This is a genomic window from Thermosediminibacter oceani DSM 16646, from assembly GCF_000144645.1.
GTDB classification, from domain to species: Bacteria; Bacillota; Thermosediminibacteria; order Thermosediminibacterales; family Thermosediminibacteraceae; genus Thermosediminibacter; species Thermosediminibacter oceani.
This window is the reverse complement of record NC_014377.1, coordinates 1,012,844-1,030,909: the sequence shown is the minus strand read 5'-3', so window position 1 is coordinate 1,030,909 and position 18,066 is coordinate 1,012,844. Positions and strand designations below refer to the sequence as shown.

Sequence of the window (18,066 nt, the reverse complement as noted above, 5' to 3'; positions counted from 1 at the left end):
TCAAGGCTTATATCAGTGCAACGGTATCCCTGGCGATCATTAGTTCTTCGTTGGTGGGTATGACGAGGACCTTTGTGCGCGCATCATCCGCCGATATATCGGCCTCCTGACCTCTGATTTTGTTTTTATCTTCATCGATTTTGATCCCGAAATATTCCATACCCTGACATATCATACGCCTTACGGTAGAAGAATTTTCACCTATGCCACCCGTAAAAACTATTGCGTCCAGACCGTTCATTGCTGCGGCATAAGCGCCGATATACTTCTTGGCCTGATATGCAAAAACTTCCAGCGCCAGCTTTGCCCTCCGATTACCCTCTTCGGCAGCCTGCTCGATATCTCTAAAGTCGCTGCTTACTCCTGAAATTCCTAGAACACCGCACTTTTTATTTAGATAATCATTTATCTTCTCTAAAGGAACTCCTTCTTTTTCCATTATGAAGAGCGGTATGTACGGGTCAATGGAGCCGCAGCGGGTACCCATGGTTAGACCCTCAAGAGGTGTGAATCCCATGCTGTTTTCTACAGACTTCCCGCCTTCAACCGCCGATATGCTGGACCCGTTGCCGAGATGAAGTGTAACGAGCTTTAAGGTTTCCAGGGGGCGGTTAAGCACTTTTGCAGCCCTCATTGATACGTACCTGTGAGAGGTACCGTGGAAACCGTATCTTCTTACAGAATATTTTTCATAGAGTTCATAAGGAATACCGTAAATATAAGCGTATTCGGGTATTGTCTGATGGAAAGCAGTATCAAACACTGCTACCATCGGGACATCAGGCAGTATCTCCCTGACAGCCTCAATTCCCCAAATGTTCGGTGGATTGTGCAATGGAGCAAGCTGTATACATTTTTTCAACTCATTCATAACATTGTCATCAATCTTTACCGAATTGGAGAACCTATCTCCACCGTGGGCAACCCGATGACCTACCGCACTTATCTCGGAAGTATCCTTAATAACTCCGTATTCTTCGTGCTCGAGGGCATCCAGCATCAATTTTACCGCAACTTTATGGTTGGGAACTTCAACCATTATTTCAACCTTATCCTTACCGGCCGGCTGATGCTTGAGCATTGAACCTTCAAGGCCTATTCTCTCAATCAATCCTTTGGCGAGTACAGTCTCATTTTCCATATTGAAAAGCTGATATTTCAGGGAAGAACTTCCACAATTTATGACAAGTACCTTCATAATTAACCTCCTCAACCGACTTTTATTTATAGATTCATGCTCGAAGCCTGGAGAGCTGTTATGGCTGCCACATTTACGATATCTTCGGTGCTGCATCCCCGCGACAGGTCGTTTATCGGCATAGCAAGGCCCTGGCTGATGGGTCCTACGGCTTCAGCCTTTGCAAGGCGCTGCACCAGTTTATATCCTATGTTGCCGGCATTGAGGTCCGGGAAAATCAGTATATTGGCACGACCAGCCACCTGGCTGTCCCGGGCTTTTGTTTTAGCTACCTTCGGAACCAAGGCCGCGTCAGCCTGTATTTCGCCGTCAACCTTTAATTCAGGAGCTTTTTCCCTAACAATCCTGGTGGCTTCCGTTACTTTTTCTACCAGTTCGTGCTGGGCGCTTCCACGAGTGGAAAACGACAGCATAGCTATGTATGGTTCCTCGTCCATAAGAGCTTTCCATGTTCTTGAAGATGCGATGGCTATTTCAGCCAGCTGCTGGGCATTGGGGTTCGGATTGATGGCACAATCGGCAAAGAGAATTACGCCGTTCGCGCCGTACTCGCAGTTAGGCACCACCATCATGAATGCGCTGGATACGACGCTGACTCCCGGCGCGGTCTTTACGATCTGAAAAGCCGGCCTGAACACATCAGCTGTGGCGGTAATGGCTCCCGCTACCATACCGTCCGCATCCCCGGCTTTAACCATCAGCGTGCCATACCAGATTGGATCTTTAACCAGCTCCCGTGCCTTTTCTTCGGTCATCCCCTTTTCCTTGCGGAGATTGTACAAAAGTGCCGCATACTCTTCGGCTTTGGGTGAAGCCACCGGGTCTATAATTTCGACACCGGAAAGGTCTACATCTGCGGCTACTTCCTTTATCTTATTCTCATTCCCCAGCAGCACCACATTCACCAGCTTTTCCTCCCGGATTATAGCTGCCGCCCGAACTACTCTCTCATCAACGCCTTCAGCGAGAACAATAGTTTTATTGGTAGATTTGGCCCGTTCCCTTATTTTTCGGATCAAATCCATAGTATTTTTACTCCTTTCCTTAAATTTTTTCACTCCATAAATAAATATAACAAAAAAAGGCCTAAATACAAGCCCTTAAAATACAAAAAGAAATTCTACATAAAAGTCATATTTCCTGCCTTTTAAAAAAATTTTTTTGTTATATAATATAAACTGCGATTCGATGGAGGTAAAAGGATGAAAATAGTAGGTGTTATTGCCGAATACAATCCTTTCCACAGCGGTCACATGTACCATCTTAGCAAAATTAGGTCCGAATTCAATCCGGACGCGATTGTATGCGCTATGAGCGGGAATTTTGTCCAGCGAGGGGAGCCCGCCGTTTTCGATAAATGGGCTAGGGCCGAAATGGCTCTCGGCGGTGGCGCCGATCTGGTGGTGGAAATTCCTACCTGTTTTGCAACATCAACAGCTGAAATATTTGCCGAAGCTTCCGTAAAGCTTTTGAGCTCAACGGGGCTGGTAAATTACCTGAGCTTCGGCATAGAAGAATATAGGATTGAAGAGTTGAATCTCATTGGAAAGTTTTTCGCTGAGGAATCTCCGCTCTTTAAAGCTTTGATAAAAAAATATTTAAAGGAAGGATTTTCTTTTCCGGCAGCAAGGGAAAAAGCCGCGCTCGACCTCTTATCTTCCCAGATCCCCTATGACAAACTTAAGCTACTATCTGGTCTTTTAAAAAAGCCCAATTTCATCCTCGGAGTTGAATATGTCAAAGCAATAAATAAATTGGGAATCGACATGGAAATCCTTCCGGTGCTGAGGAAAGGTGCCGGCTATCACGAAAAAAGCCTGCAAGGGAAATTTTCAAGCGCTTCGAGCATCAGGCATTTTCTCAGGGAAAATCGGCACAAAGAAGCTTTAAACCAACTGGTTTTCGCCTTACCTTCCCATTGCATCGAAATCATAGAAAGAGAAATTTCATCGGGTAACGGCCCTGTATTCTATGAGGATTTTGAGCTTTTGATACTGGGCATCCTGCGGCGAAGTTTTAAAGAAGATATTTCTTTAATTTTTGACATTAAAGAAGGGTTGGAGAACCGCATAAAACGTGCCGCTAAAAAAGCTTCAAGTTTAGCCGAATTAGTCAACGAAATAAAGGCCAAAAGATACCCCGAGACCAGAATCCAGCGAATTTTGACCCACATCCTGCTCAATATAGAAGGGGAACTGGTCTCCAGCAGAACCCCGCTGTACATAAGGGTGCTGGGTTTTTCTCAAAAGGGGGCCGAAATTCTAAGAAAGATTAAAGAAAAAAGCAGGCTGCCTGTCATTACCAGAACCGCCGAATACAAAAATTTAGAAAATCCCGCCCGGCGGATGTTTGAAATCGACCTATTGGCCTCCGATATATACTCTCTTGCAAAACCTTCTAAATCTAATCGACGGGGCGGTACGGATTTTTACAAAAAAATAATACATTATAATTTTTCAAGGTAGTCGAGCGCATCCTTCAGGGTTTTAACTGGTACGATTTCTATATCTAGCTTCCGGGCAGCTAAAAATGCATCCCGGGCGTTTTCCTCTGGGACGAAAAATATTTCGGCGCCGTCTCTGTAAGCAGCAGCCACCTTTTGAGCCACACCACCGATTTCTCCCACCTGCTCATCTAGGCTTATGGTGCCTGTACCTGCAATTTTACGGCCCTTGGTTAAGTCCCCCGGTGTCAGCTGGTTTAATATCTCCAGTGTAAACATTAATCCCGCCGAAGGTCCGCCTATATCACCCGTATTTATATCTATCTTCACGGGCAGCACCGGCTTCCAGTCAAGGGTCGTTATTAAAACTCCGATCATAGGTTTTCCCTTTTGGGTTTTGCTCTCTACCGTAGTTACCTTTAAAGGTATCCGCTTTCCGTTTCTCTCGATTTCTATATCGACCGCGTCTCCTACCTGGTGTCTGGTTACTATATTAACTACTTCCTCGGCAAGATTAACCTTTATCCCGTCCACCTTGGTGATTATATCGTCAGGCATAATGATGCCCCGCGCGGGGCTATTTTCCATTACTTCCACAACCCGAGCTCCCTTTCCCATTATCAGCGGCTTGTATCCCGCCCTCCTCAGCGCTACGACTTCAGCAATTTTTTGGCTTTCTTCCATCCACTGTGTCATATATTCCCTGTATTTTTTCATATCCATGCCCGGCGGAACCAGGCGCTCCTTTTTTTCTACGCTGACGTGTGGATGCAATGCGGAGTAAATTAAAAGGGGGATATTTGAAGGTCTCGTGGATACCGTTGTCAAAAAAAAGACACCTTTTTCATCATCGATGCCGTTTTCCACTCTGACGATCTCTTTAAGATTCAGCGTTACTCCAGGAGCCACAATGGTGTAATGGTTCGCTACGTAGAAATTTACTGCTAACAGAACTATTAACGTTACTACCAGTATTGATCGTCGCTTCAAAAAAGAATTTTTCGTCATCGATTGTCGACCTTCCCTTCAAGGAGAGATAAAATTTTAGGCACGACGGCTTCGGTTGCTCGGACTCCCTCTTGAATGCATCGTTCAGGCTCACCGAAGGCCATAGGATTAACACCTTTGAGGTTAGGGGTTATAAGAACGTCGCAATCATAACCTTTAAGCGCTTGAAGTTCTTCCCCCATGACCTCAAAAGTCCGAATTAGGATATCATAAATATTATCCAGTGAGCTCTTCCCGTTGAAGCCGAGCTCTACTCCTATGACTATATCTGCACCCATTGCCCGGGCCGCCTGTCCGGGAACTCTTTCCAGCACTCCGCCATCCACCAGCACCATTCCGTCCTTTATCATTGGACAGAAGATACCGGGTATGGCGATGCTGGCTCTGACAGCCGAAGCTACATTTCCCTCTCTTATCAGAACCGACTTCTTCGAGCGAAGGTCAGTGGCCACTACACCCAGAGGAATTTTTAGTTCATCGAAATTTCTGTTTCCGGTGAGAAGCTTTAACATATTTTCCACTTTATTGCCAGCTATTAATCCCATTCTGGGAAAAGAAATATCAAGCCAGTGCCTTCTTTTTATATGGTATGCCATGGACTTTATATAATCAACACTCATGCCGGAGGCGTAAAGTGCACCTATAAGGCTGCCGATACTTGAACCGGTGATGATGTCTATGGGTATTCTGTGCTTTTCTAACACTTCGATTACACCTATATGGGCATAACCTTTTGCCGCCCCCGATCCTAGGGCGAGCCCGACGACAGGTCTTGTTTTCACATCCCGCTCACCCCTTTGAAAACGAATATTAAAATTTTACCGGCAATATATATTAATATAAACCAGAACGCAAAAAATGCTTTAGGGGGCCTGATTATGAGATTCAATATACAAAAGAGCAGAGTAGCGAAAATGAGCCAGTTGATACTCCCGGCCATTGCAGTAGTTATAACTATTTCGATAATACGTTTTCCGGAGGAAGCTTTTCAGGCAGCTTTTGAGGGCCTTGACGTATGGTTTAACATCGTTCTACCCGCTTTGCTTCCCTTTTTCATAGGCTCCCAGCTCCTGATGGGATTGGGAGTTGTTCACTTTATGGGAGTGCTGCTGGAACCTTTTATGAGGCCTTTTTTCAACGTCCCCGGAGCAGGTTCATTTGTAATGGCGATGGGGCTTGCTAGCGGCTACCCTCTCGGCGCAATGCTCACGGGCAAGCTCGTAAAAAAGAAACTCTGCAATGCCAGAGAAGCAGAGCGATTAATGTCTTTTTCTAACACAGCAGATCCGCTCTTCATGGTAGGTGCTGTAGCCGTAGGTATGTTCAAAGACGTGCGGCTGGGATCTATAATATCCGTCGCCCATTATATATCCGCTCTACTTGTCGGCTTTGTTATGCGTTTTTACGCAGTAGATTCGGAAACAACCCCGCCCGTAACGTCATCTAGAAGCCGCGAGAGTATTTTGCTCAAAGCTACAAGAGAGCTTATAAGAGCCCGCCGTGAGGACGCAAGACCCTTCGGTAAGCTCCTTAGTGATAGTATAAAGGATTCTATAAATTCTCTTTTACTGATCCTGGGGTTCATAACATTATTTTCAGTAATTATCAGAATAATAACCATAGTGGGTTTTGTCAACATGCTGGCTCCCGGATTAAGCATAATTCTGAAGGTTTGCGGTCTCCAGGAAACCCTTTCACCGGCCATTATCAGCGGTATTTTTGAAATAACGCTGGGAACAAAGCTGGCAAGCACCGCCGATGCTCCGCTTATACAGAGGGTTGTGGTTGCCAGCGCTATAATAGCTTGGAGCGGACTTTCGGTACATTTTCAGGTTCTGAGCATGATCACCGACACTGATATAAAAATACTCCCTTATATTATAGCAAGACTCCTGCACGCCATTTTTGCGGGAATTATTACGTATTTCATGATGGCAATACCGATTGAGGGTTTTAACTCCTGGTCCATGCCCGTATTTGCCATTGCACCACAGAGCACTTCTCAAAGCTGGCTGAACATTTTCACGGTATCAAGCCAGGTATTCCTGTTGCTTTTCAGCCTGCTCATTCTGGTATCGATTATCATTTACCTGTTGAGGGGGTTTGAAATAATAAGCTTTAAGGTTATAAAAAAATAGAACTCACATTCTCTGATTTAACTCTTCTCTTCCCTTTTTAACCGAGGCTAATATTTTTTCCAGGTGCTTTTCCAGCTGTTCGAGCACTTCGTCGGCGTATTTGTTGGCTCCAACTCTTATCTCTCGCGCGGCTTTTTTGGAGGCCGCCAGTAATTCTTCGGACTTTTCCCGGGCAGTTTTCATGATTTCATTCTGATCTACCATTTTCTCGATATGTTCTTTTGCTTCTTTTATTATCATTTCTCCTTCCTTCTGCGCTTCAACTAGAATTCTTTGGCGTTCTTCAATAATTTTTTTTGCTTTTTTTATATCCTCTGGTAATGCCTTCACCATCTCATCCATCAATGTCAGAATTTTTTCTTGATCAACTATAACCTTGTTGGAAAAAGGTATTTTTGAGCTCTCGCTTATTAAGTTTTGTAATTGTTCAATGTAATCGTAAACCTCCATAAGAACCCTCCAGTGCACGCAAAATTATTTATTAAATTTTTCTCTTAATTTTTCGGCAACCAGGGGGGGAACCAGTTCTTTAACACATCCTCCTAAGCTTGCAACTTCTTTCACTATGCTGGAACTCAAATAAGAATATTTAGCGTTCGTCATTATAAAAACAGTTTCTATCTCTTCGTCCAGCTTTTTATTCATGAGAGCCATCTGCAGCTCGTATTCGAAATCGGAAACGGCCCTCAAGCCTTTAACGATAATGCAAGCTTTCTTTAAGCGGGCAAAATCTACAAGTAAGCCGCTGAAGTAATCTACTTCTACATTTTTTATGTGACTTACCGATTTTTTTATCATCTCGATTCTCTCTTCTACGGTAAAAAGAGGTTTTTTACTTGGGTTTCTTAAAACTGCAACTATCAGGCGATCGAAAAGTCGTGAACTTCTTTCTATAATATCCAGATGTCCGTTGGTTACTGGATCAAAACTTCCCGGATATATGGCTACATTCATTATGTTTCACTCCTATAAAAAAAAGATAGTTTTGTGATGCCGTACTTCTTTTCTTTATAACAGGTTATATTCGGAGGAGTTTTAATCACCTCAGAAACCGAGTGTTGGACCACAACAATGGAATTTGGCTTTAAAAGCTCGGAATTGTTCAAAAATTCCAGGCACGGGGAGACAAATCCCCTGTCATAGGGTGGGTCCAGAAATATTATATCAAAGGTTGTATTAGTCTTCTCAAGGCTTCTCATGCCCTTTAAATAATCAGCCTTAATTATCAAACTTTTATCGGATATCCTTAGTTTGATAAGATTTTCTCTTATTATTCTGCAAGCTAGACCTCCTTCTTCAATAAAAACGACCCTTTCTGCCCCTCGACTCAAGGCTTCAATGCCAACGCTACCGGTACCGGCAAATACGTCTAGAAAACTGCTTCCCGCTGTCTTTTCCCCCAAAATATTGAACAGCGACTCCCTTACAATATCCGATGTAGGCCTTGTTTTAATTCCGGGGAGGGATTTAATTCTCCTGCCCCTGAAGATTCCACCAGTTACCCGCATTTAATTCACCCTCTGACAAGCCTAGTATTATTCTAACATATTTAGCTAGCATTTCAATAAATTTAATAGCAATGTTTTTATGTATAATTTAAATTTAGGTTGTCAATAATATTAGTGTAAAACAAATTCCCCATAAGCTCTTCCTCCGGTTTCTCCTCTCCCAAATGCCGGTGGCTTATGCCGCCGGCATTAAATGTTAAATCGTGGTTAAAATAAAGAAGAACAGACTCTATTGACTAGAGTCTGTTCCTTGGTGCTTATTTACTGAATGTTCTGGCCGCCGCTCAAGCGCCTTTCATAATCTTCAATCATCTTGCGTACCATATGACCGCCTACAGCGCCGCAGTCCCTAGCAGAATAATTGCCCCAGTAACCATCGGCAGGAGCAGTAATTCCGACTTCTCTTGCCACTTCAGCTTTGAACTGTTCCATTGCCTTGTAAGCTTCAGGAACTACGAGTTTGTTTCTTTTCTGTCCAAGACCCATCTTTCTCACCTCCTCTTGTTTTTCTAGTCTTAATATAACCCGAGCATATTTCTATAATACTAGAACTATCTGCCTGAAAAACCAGCACATGTATAAATTAGCGGTTACTTTTTACATTTTCTAATTTTTTATACAATTTTAAATTTGTCTTCGAGTGTTCGTTTTAAGCCTTTGTATTCGTGTGTGGACAACAGGTCTTTCTCGATAATTTCGTCGGCAAGGGTTTTCGTCGTTTCCAGCAATTTTAAATCCTTTATTAGACTTGCAAATTTGAATTCCGGCATTCCGTGCTGCTTTACCCCCAGAAATTCTCCCGGGCCTCTGAGTTCCAGATCTTTTTGAGCAATCTCGAAACCGTTGTGGGTTTTCATCATAAAATTCAGTCTTGCTTTAACGCCCATATCTTTTGACCCGGAAATGAGAACGCAGTAAGACTTGAGATCGCTCCTTCCGACCCTTCCCCTTAACTGGTGGAGCTGCGCAAGACCGAATCTTTCCGCATTTTCCACCACAATTAACGTGGCGGAAGGCACATCCACCCCGACTTCGACCACCGTTGTCGCCACAAGTACGTCGATTTTTTTATCGTAAAAATCTTTCATAATACGATCTTTTTCTTCAGTTTTCATTTTTCCGTGCAGTATGCCTATTCTGAGGTGTGGAAAAGTATCTTGTAATTCCCGCCCTATTTCCTCAACGCTGGAAAGTCCTATGTCGCTCTCCTCGACTGCAGGACATACGACATAAGCCTGATTACCCTTTTTTATTTCCGATTCCATGAATTTATATACTCTGGTTCTCATACTTTCGTCTACCACATAGGTGTCAACCTTTTGGCGCCCCCGGGGCATAGTATCTATTACCGAAATATCCAGGTCAGAATATATGGTAAGCGCCAACGTCCTTGGAATCGGAGTGGCGCTCATAACCAGGACGTCGGGATAGTATCCCTTTTTGACCAAAGCTTCCCTCTGTCTAACACCAAAGCGGTGCTGTTCATCGGTGACCACCATACCTAGCCGATAGAATTTTACGTTTTCCTGAATAAGAGCGTGAGTTCCGACCACCACGTCGATGCGTCCTTTTTCAAGATCGCATAAGATTTGTTCCTTTACGGCTTTTGGCATGTCTCCTTTTAGAACCTCGACTTTTATCCCGTGCGGATTTAAAAATTTTTTTAATGTGGCACCGTGCTGTATGGAGAGAATCTCCGTGGGAACCATGAAAGCTCCCTGATATCCGTTTTTTACCGCAAGGTAAAGCGCTATACTTGCTACCACCGTTTTCCCCGAACCTACATCGCCCTGAATTAAACGATTCATTATCCTGTCGCTCTTTAAATCCGATATAATTTCCTTTATAACCTTTTTCTGCCCTTCGGTAAGAGAAAAGGGGAGATTTTTTAAAAAAGGTTTTAAATCAAAATCCTTATATGTATTTTTCCTTTTCTCTCCCATGAGATGACGCCTTGTTATCATCATAGCCAGCTGAAAAAGTAAAAGCTCTTCGAAAGCAAATCGTTCCTGGGCTTTCGTAAGTTTTTCCCAGCTTTCGGGAAAATGGATATTTCTTAAAGCGGATGCCTTCGGCATTAACCTGTACTCTTTTAACACGCTTTGAGGCAAAACCTCATCAACTTCTAAGGGATCCTGAAGTACGCTTTTTATTATTTTGCGCATAATCTTCTGTGTTAAACCCTTCGTAAGTGGGTAAACGGGGCAAATTCTGGCATAATCAACATAATCTGTTTTTTCAAATTTTTGCCATTCAGGATTCAATATTTCGTACTCACCGTAATTTTTTCTTATTTTCCCTATCAGAACCAGCTTGTCCCCTGGTTTGAAGGCATCCTTCATATAAGGCTGGTTAAAAAAAACGGCGGAGCCCTTTCGCCTGCCGTCCGTTACCGGTATTTTTACAATCCTCATCCTGGATCGGGTAAGCACTTCATATCCATAATCCGCAACAATGCACGGAAAAGCTCCGACGCTATCATCATGACCCTGTTCAAAATTCAGCGGAGTAAGATCCAGGTACCGCCTCGGAAAAAAATGAAGAAGATCCATTACTGTATTGATTCCAAGCGATCTTAGCAATTTCGCCCTCGAAGGTCCTACACCTTTGATATACTGGACTTCCGATAGTAAATTCAATCACATCACCCCGGGATTATTCCAGAGAAACTATATAATAGTACAGGCTCTGGTCGCCTTTGTAAACCTCCACCTCAATATCCGGGTATTTTTCGGATACTTCGTTCCCAACCTCTTCGGCCTCCTCCAGGCTCACTGCTTCTCCGCAGTAAATCGTGAGCACACCGGAATCTCTTTTGCTGGCCATTTTATATATAAGTTCGCGTAAAACCTCCGACCTATCGGTTCCTATTGCGATAAGCTCCCCGTCTACTATACCAAGGATGTCTCCCTCTTTTATGTCGGTACCATTCCACCTGGAATCTCGCGCTGCAAAAGTCACCTCGCCTGTTATGACATTTTTCAAAGCCTCGCTCATGTTGTTTACGTTTTCTTCCACGGAAAGGAGGGGATTATGAGCTAAAAGCGCCGAAATTCCCTGAGGAATCGATCTGGTCGGTACCACATAAACGTTTTTGTCGCTTAGCTTCTTTACCTGTTCAGCCGTAAGTATTATATTTTTATTATTTGGAAGTATTATAATGTTTGGCGATTTCTGCTCGTTTACCACCGATAAAATGTTTTCCGTGCTGGGATTCATGGTCTGGCCGCCTTCAATAATCGCGTCGGTCCCCATGCTCTTAAATATTTCTTTAAGCCCTTCTCCAGAAACCACCGCTACGATGGTAGTATCTTTTACTTTATCATCCTCTTGTTGGGGAGACGAACGCACAAATTCTTCGTGCTGTAATTTCATGTTGTCAACCTTTATTTTTGAAAGTTCTCCCCATTTCAGAGCCCTTTCCAGCACTTCCCCCGGATGATTCGTATGAATGTGAAGTTTTACGACATTATTCATGCCTGTAATTAAAAGAGAATCTCCCAGAGGCATTACCTGTGACTTTAAAGCATCAATATCTATTTCCCGGCCTTCTACTATAAGTTCGGTGCAATAAATATACTCGAGTTCCCGGATATCGGCTCTTACGGTCCCCTGCTCGACAGGGTCGGCAGATTCACCGGTTTCATCTTCTTCAATTAACGCGGGATTTTTTAAGGCCTGGAGAAACCCCTCCAGTAAAAATATCAGACCTTTTCCGCCGGCATCCACCACTCCGGCTTCTTTCAATATACTCAGCATCTCCGGAGTCTTGTCTAAAACTTTCCTGGCATGATCCAGCATTTTTTCCAGATTTTCAACTATATCTTTAGATCTCTTAGCTTCAGCCAGCAATTTATCGGCAGCCTCTCTGGCAACCGTAAGAATCGTCCCTTCTACAGGCCTTAAAACTGCCCTGTATGCCTCATCGACCCCCTTTTTGAAGGCCACAGCCAGTTCCTGAGCATTAATCCAATCTTTTCCGGCAGGCACTCCTGCGGCAAATCCCCTAAACAGCTGAGACAGTATAACCCCAGAATTTCCTCTGGCTCCCATAAGCGAACCCCAAGCAGCCGCATCGACAATGCGCTTCAGGTTATCGCCTTTAACCTTTCTAGCCTCTTCTACGGCCTGTTCTACTGTCAGCGACATATTTGTACCGGTATCCCCGTCGGGTACCGGATAAACGTTGAGAGAATCAACAACCTTTTTATTGCGCTTCAATATTCGGGATGAATGTATTAGCGCTTTCCTAAACAATGCCCCATCAATTTTTTCAACCGCCAATGAGATAACCTCCCTTTGCTCGCTATTTCACCCGCACACTCTGAACAATGACGTTTACTTTGTCCGGTGAAAAGCCCAAAAATTTATTTAAAGAGTAATGAACTTTTTCTGCAATGTTATTGGCGACTTCGCTGATTTTCGTGCCATACTGGACGGCTATATACAGGTCTATTATCAATTCGTTTTCGGTTACCTGAACCTCTACACCCTTACCTAAATTTTCCCTTCCTAAAAGTTCAACAATTCCGTCGCTCATTCTTCTAGAAACCATGCCGACAAGGCCGTAGCTCTCCATAGCTGCATTACCTGCCAGTACTGCTATTACTTCCTTGGAAATGTTAATACTCCCCAGGGAGTTTTTGATGATATTTTTCACCGTTGGACCTCCCTCACCATATTATTTTAACTCAGGGCATACGAGCATTTTTGTCGAATTACAATTTCAATTATAATATATTTTAATCTCTTATTCCACTTTTTTGGATAATCCTGCTTTAGGTTTATTGCACTCGAACTTTTTATGTGATAAAATTGTTTTGTATGTGCAAAAACGAACGGGAGGTGTAGCAATGGCCAAGTGCGAAATTTGCGGAAAGGTCCCCAGGACAGGTATGCAGTTAAGCCATTCCCATATTCGTACAAAAAGGCTCTGGGCTCCTAATGTTCACAGGGTGAGGGCCATAATTGACGGTGTCCCCAAAAGAATTTATGTGTGCACCCGCTGCATGCGGTCCGGAAAGGTCAAAAGAGCGCAATAAAAATAGCGTGCCGTTAAAGCACGCTCTTTTTATTCTTCATGCTCCCGGGAAAATAACCCCAGAATTTTTCTTACGATTTTCCCGAGCTTTTTCGGCAATTTGAACACGTATATTTTAACCATCCTCCCAGCCCTCCTTTCACCGGCTTTCGGTGAATAGCATCCATCCAAACCAGATTAAAAATCCCCCGAGAGCCATCATCCATATCCATGAAGGTAGGCGGGTAATAAGAATCGCCGCTCCCGTAATTGTCGCAATGATACCGATCACCCTTTTCTTATTAAAGCGGAGCCCCACCGGACCACCCCCAGCGGCTAATATCCTTTATGATATTTATATTCGGAAAGGCCCGGTTTTGACACAAAAAAAAACCCCCTAAAGCGGGGGTAAATTTTTTAATTTCCGGATTACAGAAGCCGGGTCCGGGGAATTATAAACGGCGGAACCGGCCACGAGTATATCGGCGCCGGCGCTTATAACTTCACGGGCGTTATTCTCGTTTATGCCTCCGTCCACCTGGATCAGGACGTCAAGATTCCTCGATTCTATCAGTGATTTTAGTTCTTTTATTTTCCTGAGCATACCTTTGATAAAACTCTGGCCACCAAACCCCGGGTTTACGGTCATCAGTAAAACCATGTAAACATCTTCCAGGATGTAGTCCAGCACATTCAACGGAGTGCCGGGATTTAAAGCCACTGCCGGCAGCACACCTTTGTCCCTGATGGACTGAACCAGGCGGTTTATATGAACCGTGGACTCCACATGGACAGTCAAAATATCGGCGCCGGCTTTTATAAAATCGTCCACGTATCTTTCCGGATTTTCTATCATTAGATGCACATCAAAGGGTAAGGAACACCGTCGTCTAAGGCTCGATATCACCGGTGGTCCTATTGTTATATTTGGCACGAAGTGACCGTCCATGACGTCGATGTGCAAAAGGTCAGCACCCGCATCTTCCACTTTTTTTACTTCATCCTGGAGCCGGCTGAAATCGGCGGACAGGATCGATGGAGCTATTTTTGCCATAATTCACCTTCCTCAAAGTTTTTGCTCGGACCAGAGGATATCGTCTATCCATACTTTTACATGGATGACTCCCATTCCTTCAATGGGTACCTCCAGCGGGCTGTCCTTCGGAGAATGTTTTTTATTGTAGACTATGCGGTCTCCGAGATCATCGGAAATTTCTATTTTTACCATGAATTTCGAGGGTTGCGGTGGCAGCTCTATCGAGAGGTTGACTTTTTTTACCGGCGGACCGCTGCTGACGACCAGGTTTACGGCGGAACCCTCTTCAACCTCTGCACCGGGCTTCGGGTCCTGCTCAATAATCGTGTTCTTTTTTGAATCGGATGGAGTGAATTCCACGTTGCCCAGGACAAGGCCATTTTCTTCAATTTCTTTCTCCACCAATTCCAGATCCTTGCCTATAAGCAACGGCATGTTGATTTTTTTAACCTCAGGGCCAAGGCTGACCGTATAGTTGATTTCGGTCCCTTCGGGCAGCTGCAGGCCTTCTCTGGGGTTCTGGTCTATCACTATCCCTGCCGGGTACTCATTAGAGTATTCCGTAGATCTTTTGCCGACTTTGAATTTGTTGCTGTTAATGATATTTATAGCCTCCGTTTCCGTAGCCCCTATTATTCTCGGAACTGTCACGGTCTTTGGGCCTTTGCTCACGGTAAGGCTTATCGGAGGATGGTTAATTTTTACGGTTATACCCCCTTTAGGGTCTTGGTCTATTACCTGCCCCTCAGGCGCGTCGGAAAAAATTCTTTCCACAACCTCAGCTTTTAGATTTCTTTCCTGGAGTATTCTTTTGGCTTCTTCCTCGCTGTATCCTATTACATTAGGAAGCACCACTTCCGGAACTTCAAAATACTTGCGGGCCAGCAACACGCCCAGGTAGGAAAATGCCGCAAAGAGTATAGCAATCAGCGAAATAATTGCGATGCCTCTGACATAGCTGTGGCCTTTCTTTTGCTTTTTCGATTCGTTTTGATGGACGGGCTCAATATTATCCATCTCAAGCACCATAGTTCGTTCGAGGTCCGAAGGTTTGAAGTTGGCTACCTCCAGATCCTTCTCAATTTTCATGAGTTCTCTTTTGAGGTCTGCAGCCCTTTGGAATCTATCCCCCGGCGACTTGGCCATACACTTCATTATAACATTTTCCAGAAGAGGCGGAAATCCGGGAATGATTTCGGATATGGGTTTCGGATCCTCCTGGATATGCTTTAATGCTACAGCTACAGGACTGTCACCGTTGAAAGGTACTCGCCCCGTTAAAGCTTCGTACAACAACACGCCCAGTGAATAGATATCTGACCTTTCATCGGTAAATCCCCCTCTGGCCTGCTCGGGAGACAGATAGTGCGCCGAACCAATCAGACTTCCGGTGTTGGTTATAGTGGAACCCGTAGAAGCTCTGGCTATACCAAAATCGGCTACCTTGATCCGCCCTTCGGGAGTTATTATTATATTGTGGGGTTTGATATCCCTGTGGACAATCTTGTTTTTGTGGGCACACTCAAGGGCGTCGCAGATCTGCTTAGCAATCTCTATGACTCTCGCCGGAGGCAAAGGCGCCTCCTCTTTAATCATCTCTTTTAAGGTTTTGCCCTCAACGTATTCCATCACAATATAATAAATACCGTCTTCATTTCCCACGTCGTATATGTTTACAATGTTGGGGTGTGAAAGGCTCGCAGCAGCCTGGGCTTCCCTCCGAAACCTCATGACAAAATTCTCATCGTTGGAATACTCCGGCCTTAAGACTTTTATCGCCACAATCCTGTTGAGGAGGGTACACCGGGCTTTGTAAACTACGGCCATCCCTCCTCCACCAATTTCTTCCAAAATGACGTAACGGTTTCCCAATGTTTTACCTATCATACCTATCACGTCCCCGTATCAAACTACCAGTACAATCTCCACGGTTATATTGTCTAAACCACCATTGCTGTTTGCGGCTTCTATTAATTTATCAGCAGCCGCATCCAAACTTTTTGCGTCTAAAATTATGTCCCTGATCTCCGTGTCCTCCAGCATATTCGTAAGGCCGTCACTGCAAAGCAGGAAAATATCTCCCTTTTTATACTCAAGTTCCATCAGGTCTACTTCAACTTTTTCGCCTACACCCAGAGCTCTTGTAATCACATTTTTCATAGGATGGCAACGGACCTCTTCCAGTGTGAGCCTTCCTTCTTCAAAAAGCTGCCAGACCAGAGAATGGTCCTTGGTTAACTGCCTTATACCTTCATCCCGCAGTATATAAGCGCGACTGTCACCCACATGGCCTATGTAAACCTTACCGTCTTTGAAAAGTGCCATTGTGGCGGTAGTTCCCATCCCGCAACATTCTTCCCTTTCAATGGATGTCCTGTATATCTTCATATTGGCGTCGTAAAAGGCTTCCTTGATTACCTGCAGGGTCTCGTTTCCGCAACAGTCTTTATTACAGGCGTTTTCCGGCACGCAAACTGATAAACTCCGGTTGATATGGGAGGATATTTCCTCGACAGCCATCCTGCTTGCAACTTCGCCGCTATTGTGGCCGCCCATTCCATCCGCCACTATGAACAACAAAGGCACATCTTCTCCCTCAGGAAGGTAAAAAGCATCTTCATTGTTGGTTCTTACCATGCCTTTATCGGTTCTCGCGCAGTATATCATCTTTTCACCTCATTCATAATGCTACGACGAAGCTGACCGCAGGCGGCCTCTATGTCGGCTCCCATCTCCTGCCTTACAGTAACCGAAATACCGTAGTGTCTTAAAATTTCTTGGAACAGCCTGATATTCTCGGGTTTGCTTCTCATAAAATCCCTTTCCCTAACAGGGTTTAACGGTATCAAATTGACATGACACAGCAAACCTTTTAAAAGACGTGCGAGTTTTACCGCGCACTCTTTCGAATCGTTTACATCGGAAATAAGAGCGTATTCAAAGGTAATCCGCCTATTCGTCTTTATTATATAATATTTACATGCATCTAACAATTCCAAAATGGGATATCTGCGGTTGACTGGAACGAGTTTATCCCTTAAATCGTCCTCAGGGGCGTGCAGAGATACCGAAAGCGTAATCGGCAACCCCTCATCGGCCAAGCGCCTGATTTCGGGCACTATCCCGCAGGTAGATACGGTGATCCTCCTGTAGCTTATGTTAAAGGCCAGTGGCGAGTTGATTATATTCAGGAATTTTATCAATTCATCGTAGTTGAGTAAGGGTTCACCGCTCCCCATGATGACGACGTGGCTTATCCTTTTTTTTATATCTTCCTGGATAACGAGAATCTGGTCGACCATTTCCCCGGAATTTAAACTCCTTTTAAGTCCGTCGATGGTCGAAGCACAAAAGGCACACCCCATCGCGCATCCAACCTGGCTCGAAACACAGACACTTACCCCGTAACTGTGTTCCATCTTTACGCTCTCAATTATGTTGTTATCCGACAGCAAAAAAAGGTATTTTACGGTAGCATCCTTGCGGGATTGAAATTTTTTGTAAATGCCGATCTTGTCTATATAAGAGAGCTCTTTCAATTTTTCCACGAGAGTCCTGGGTAAATCGGTCATTTTTTCGAAATCCGTAACCCCTTTATATATCCAGCGGAAAATCTGTCTCGCCCTGTACGGCGGCTCACCCAGCGAAACTATAAAATCCTGAAGTTCCTCTACAGTCATCCCCTTAAGGTTGGTTTTAGCCATAAAATATACCC

The 18,066-nt window shown here is 44.3% G+C and carries 20 protein-coding genes; 3 read left to right on the top strand and 17 right to left on the bottom strand.

Annotation, left to right across the window (positions count from 1 at the left end):
• Positions 1-7: 7 nt before the first annotated feature.
• On the bottom strand, positions 8-1,198 hold the full coding sequence (locus TOCE_RS05220; RefSeq protein WP_013275850.1) for an acetate/propionate family kinase: 1,191 nt from the start codon (positions 1,196-1,198) through the stop codon (positions 8-10).
• 26 nt (positions 1,199-1,224) lie between these two features.
• Entirely contained in the window at positions 1,225-2,223 is a 999-nt protein-coding gene (pta, locus tag TOCE_RS05215) for a phosphate acetyltransferase (protein WP_013275849.1), read from the bottom strand.
• Between the two features lie 177 nt (positions 2,224-2,400).
• On the opposite strand from pta, the gene TOCE_RS05210 reads away from it, so the two are divergent.
• Positions 2,401-3,663, top strand: coding sequence for a nucleotidyltransferase (locus tag TOCE_RS05210; RefSeq protein WP_013275848.1), 1,263 nt, complete (start codon positions 2,401-2,403; stop codon positions 3,661-3,663).
• Here TOCE_RS05210 and TOCE_RS05205 read toward each other — a convergent pair.
• Together TOCE_RS05205 and TOCE_RS05200 are read right to left on the bottom strand one after the other, a co-directional pair.
• The gene (locus TOCE_RS05205; RefSeq protein ID WP_013275847.1) at positions 3,645-4,649 is read right to left on the bottom strand and encodes a YlbL family protein; all 1,005 of its coding nucleotides are present in this window, start codon (positions 4,647-4,649) and stop codon (positions 3,645-3,647) included. The genes TOCE_RS05210 and TOCE_RS05205 overlap by 19 nt on opposite strands.
• On the bottom strand, positions 4,646-5,431 hold the full coding sequence (locus TOCE_RS05200; protein ID WP_013275846.1) for a patatin-like phospholipase family protein: 786 nt from the start codon (positions 5,429-5,431) through the stop codon (positions 4,646-4,648). Before TOCE_RS05200 ends, TOCE_RS05205 begins: the two co-directional genes overlap by 4 nt.
• Positions 5,432-5,527: 96 nt before the next feature.
• On the opposite strand from TOCE_RS05200, the gene ylbJ reads away from it, so the two are divergent.
• Positions 5,528-6,787 carry a sporulation integral membrane protein YlbJ gene (gene ylbJ / locus TOCE_RS05195; protein ID WP_013275845.1) on the top strand — a complete coding sequence of 420 codons (1,260 nt, stop codon included), beginning with the start codon at positions 5,528-5,530 and terminating at the stop codon, positions 6,785-6,787.
• Positions 6,788-6,790: 3 nt separating this feature from the next.
• Here the strand turns inward: ylbJ and TOCE_RS05190 are convergent, their stop codons facing one another.
• From TOCE_RS05190 to TOCE_RS05160, 7 genes are all read right to left on the bottom strand, one after another.
• Complete coding sequence (locus TOCE_RS05190; RefSeq protein WP_013275844.1) at positions 6,791-7,237, bottom strand: ATPase; 447 nt, start codon at positions 7,235-7,237, stop codon at positions 6,791-6,793.
• 24 nt (positions 7,238-7,261) lie between these two features.
• Positions 7,262-7,741, bottom strand: a complete 480-nt coding sequence (coaD, locus tag TOCE_RS05185; RefSeq protein WP_013275843.1) for a pantetheine-phosphate adenylyltransferase — start codon at positions 7,739-7,741, stop codon at positions 7,262-7,264.
• Positions 7,741-8,295 (bottom strand): 16S rRNA (guanine(966)-N(2))-methyltransferase RsmD, encoded by a 555-nt coding sequence (rsmD, locus tag TOCE_RS05180; RefSeq protein ID WP_013275842.1) that lies wholly within the window; start codon positions 8,293-8,295, stop codon positions 7,741-7,743. Before rsmD ends, coaD begins: the two co-directional genes overlap by 1 nt.
• A gap of 261 nt (positions 8,296-8,556) precedes the next feature.
• Positions 8,557-8,781 carry an alpha/beta-type small acid-soluble spore protein gene (locus tag TOCE_RS05175; RefSeq protein WP_013275841.1) on the bottom strand — a complete coding sequence of 75 codons (225 nt, stop codon included), beginning with the start codon at positions 8,779-8,781 and terminating at the stop codon, positions 8,557-8,559.
• A 128-nt stretch (positions 8,782-8,909) separates the two neighbouring features.
• Positions 8,910-10,934 carry an ATP-dependent DNA helicase RecG gene (recG, locus tag TOCE_RS05170; RefSeq protein ID WP_013275840.1) on the bottom strand — a complete coding sequence of 675 codons (2,025 nt, stop codon included), beginning with the start codon at positions 10,932-10,934 and terminating at the stop codon, positions 8,910-8,912.
• 16 nt (positions 10,935-10,950) lie between these two features.
• On the bottom strand, positions 10,951-12,579 hold the full coding sequence (locus TOCE_RS05165) for a DAK2 domain-containing protein (RefSeq protein WP_013275839.1): 1,629 nt from the start codon (positions 12,577-12,579) through the stop codon (positions 10,951-10,953).
• Between the two features lie 22 nt (positions 12,580-12,601).
• Complete coding sequence (locus TOCE_RS05160) at positions 12,602-12,955, bottom strand: Asp23/Gls24 family envelope stress response protein (RefSeq protein ID WP_013275838.1); 354 nt, start codon at positions 12,953-12,955, stop codon at positions 12,602-12,604.
• Positions 12,956-13,148: 193 nt separating this feature from the next.
• Between TOCE_RS05160 and rpmB the strand changes: the two genes are divergently transcribed.
• Entirely contained in the window at positions 13,149-13,337 is a 189-nt protein-coding gene (rpmB, locus tag TOCE_RS05155; RefSeq protein WP_013275837.1) for a 50S ribosomal protein L28, read from the top strand.
• A 29-nt stretch (positions 13,338-13,366) separates the two neighbouring features.
• Here the strand turns inward: rpmB and spoVM are convergent, their stop codons facing one another.
• The 6 genes from spoVM to rlmN all read right to left on the bottom strand — a co-directional run bounded on the left by spoVM (position 13,367) and on the right by rlmN (position 18,055).
• Complete coding sequence (spoVM, locus tag TOCE_RS12095) at positions 13,367-13,459, bottom strand: stage V sporulation protein SpoVM (RefSeq protein WP_013275836.1); 93 nt, start codon at positions 13,457-13,459, stop codon at positions 13,367-13,369.
• 16 nt (positions 13,460-13,475) lie between these two features.
• Positions 13,476-13,634 carry a membrane protein gene (locus tag TOCE_RS12295; RefSeq protein ID WP_041423874.1) on the bottom strand — a complete coding sequence of 53 codons (159 nt, stop codon included), beginning with the start codon at positions 13,632-13,634 and terminating at the stop codon, positions 13,476-13,478.
• 78 nt (positions 13,635-13,712) lie between these two features.
• On the bottom strand, positions 13,713-14,369 hold the full coding sequence (gene rpe / locus TOCE_RS05145; RefSeq protein WP_013275835.1) for a ribulose-phosphate 3-epimerase: 657 nt from the start codon (positions 14,367-14,369) through the stop codon (positions 13,713-13,715).
• Positions 14,370-14,381: 12 nt separating this feature from the next.
• On the bottom strand, positions 14,382-16,238 hold the full coding sequence (gene pknB / locus TOCE_RS05140; RefSeq protein WP_013275834.1) for a Stk1 family PASTA domain-containing Ser/Thr kinase: 1,857 nt from the start codon (positions 16,236-16,238) through the stop codon (positions 14,382-14,384).
• Positions 16,239-16,256: 18 nt separating this feature from the next.
• Positions 16,257-17,018, bottom strand: a complete 762-nt coding sequence (locus TOCE_RS05135; RefSeq protein WP_013275833.1) for a Stp1/IreP family PP2C-type Ser/Thr phosphatase — start codon at positions 17,016-17,018, stop codon at positions 16,257-16,259.
• Positions 17,015-18,055: a dual-specificity RNA methyltransferase RlmN gene (rlmN, locus tag TOCE_RS05130; RefSeq protein WP_013275832.1), complete on the bottom strand. Its 1,041-nt coding sequence runs from the start codon at positions 18,053-18,055 to the stop codon at positions 17,015-17,017. The genes TOCE_RS05135 and rlmN overlap by 4 nt, the downstream gene beginning before the upstream one ends.
• Positions 18,056-18,066 lie beyond the last annotated feature (11 nt).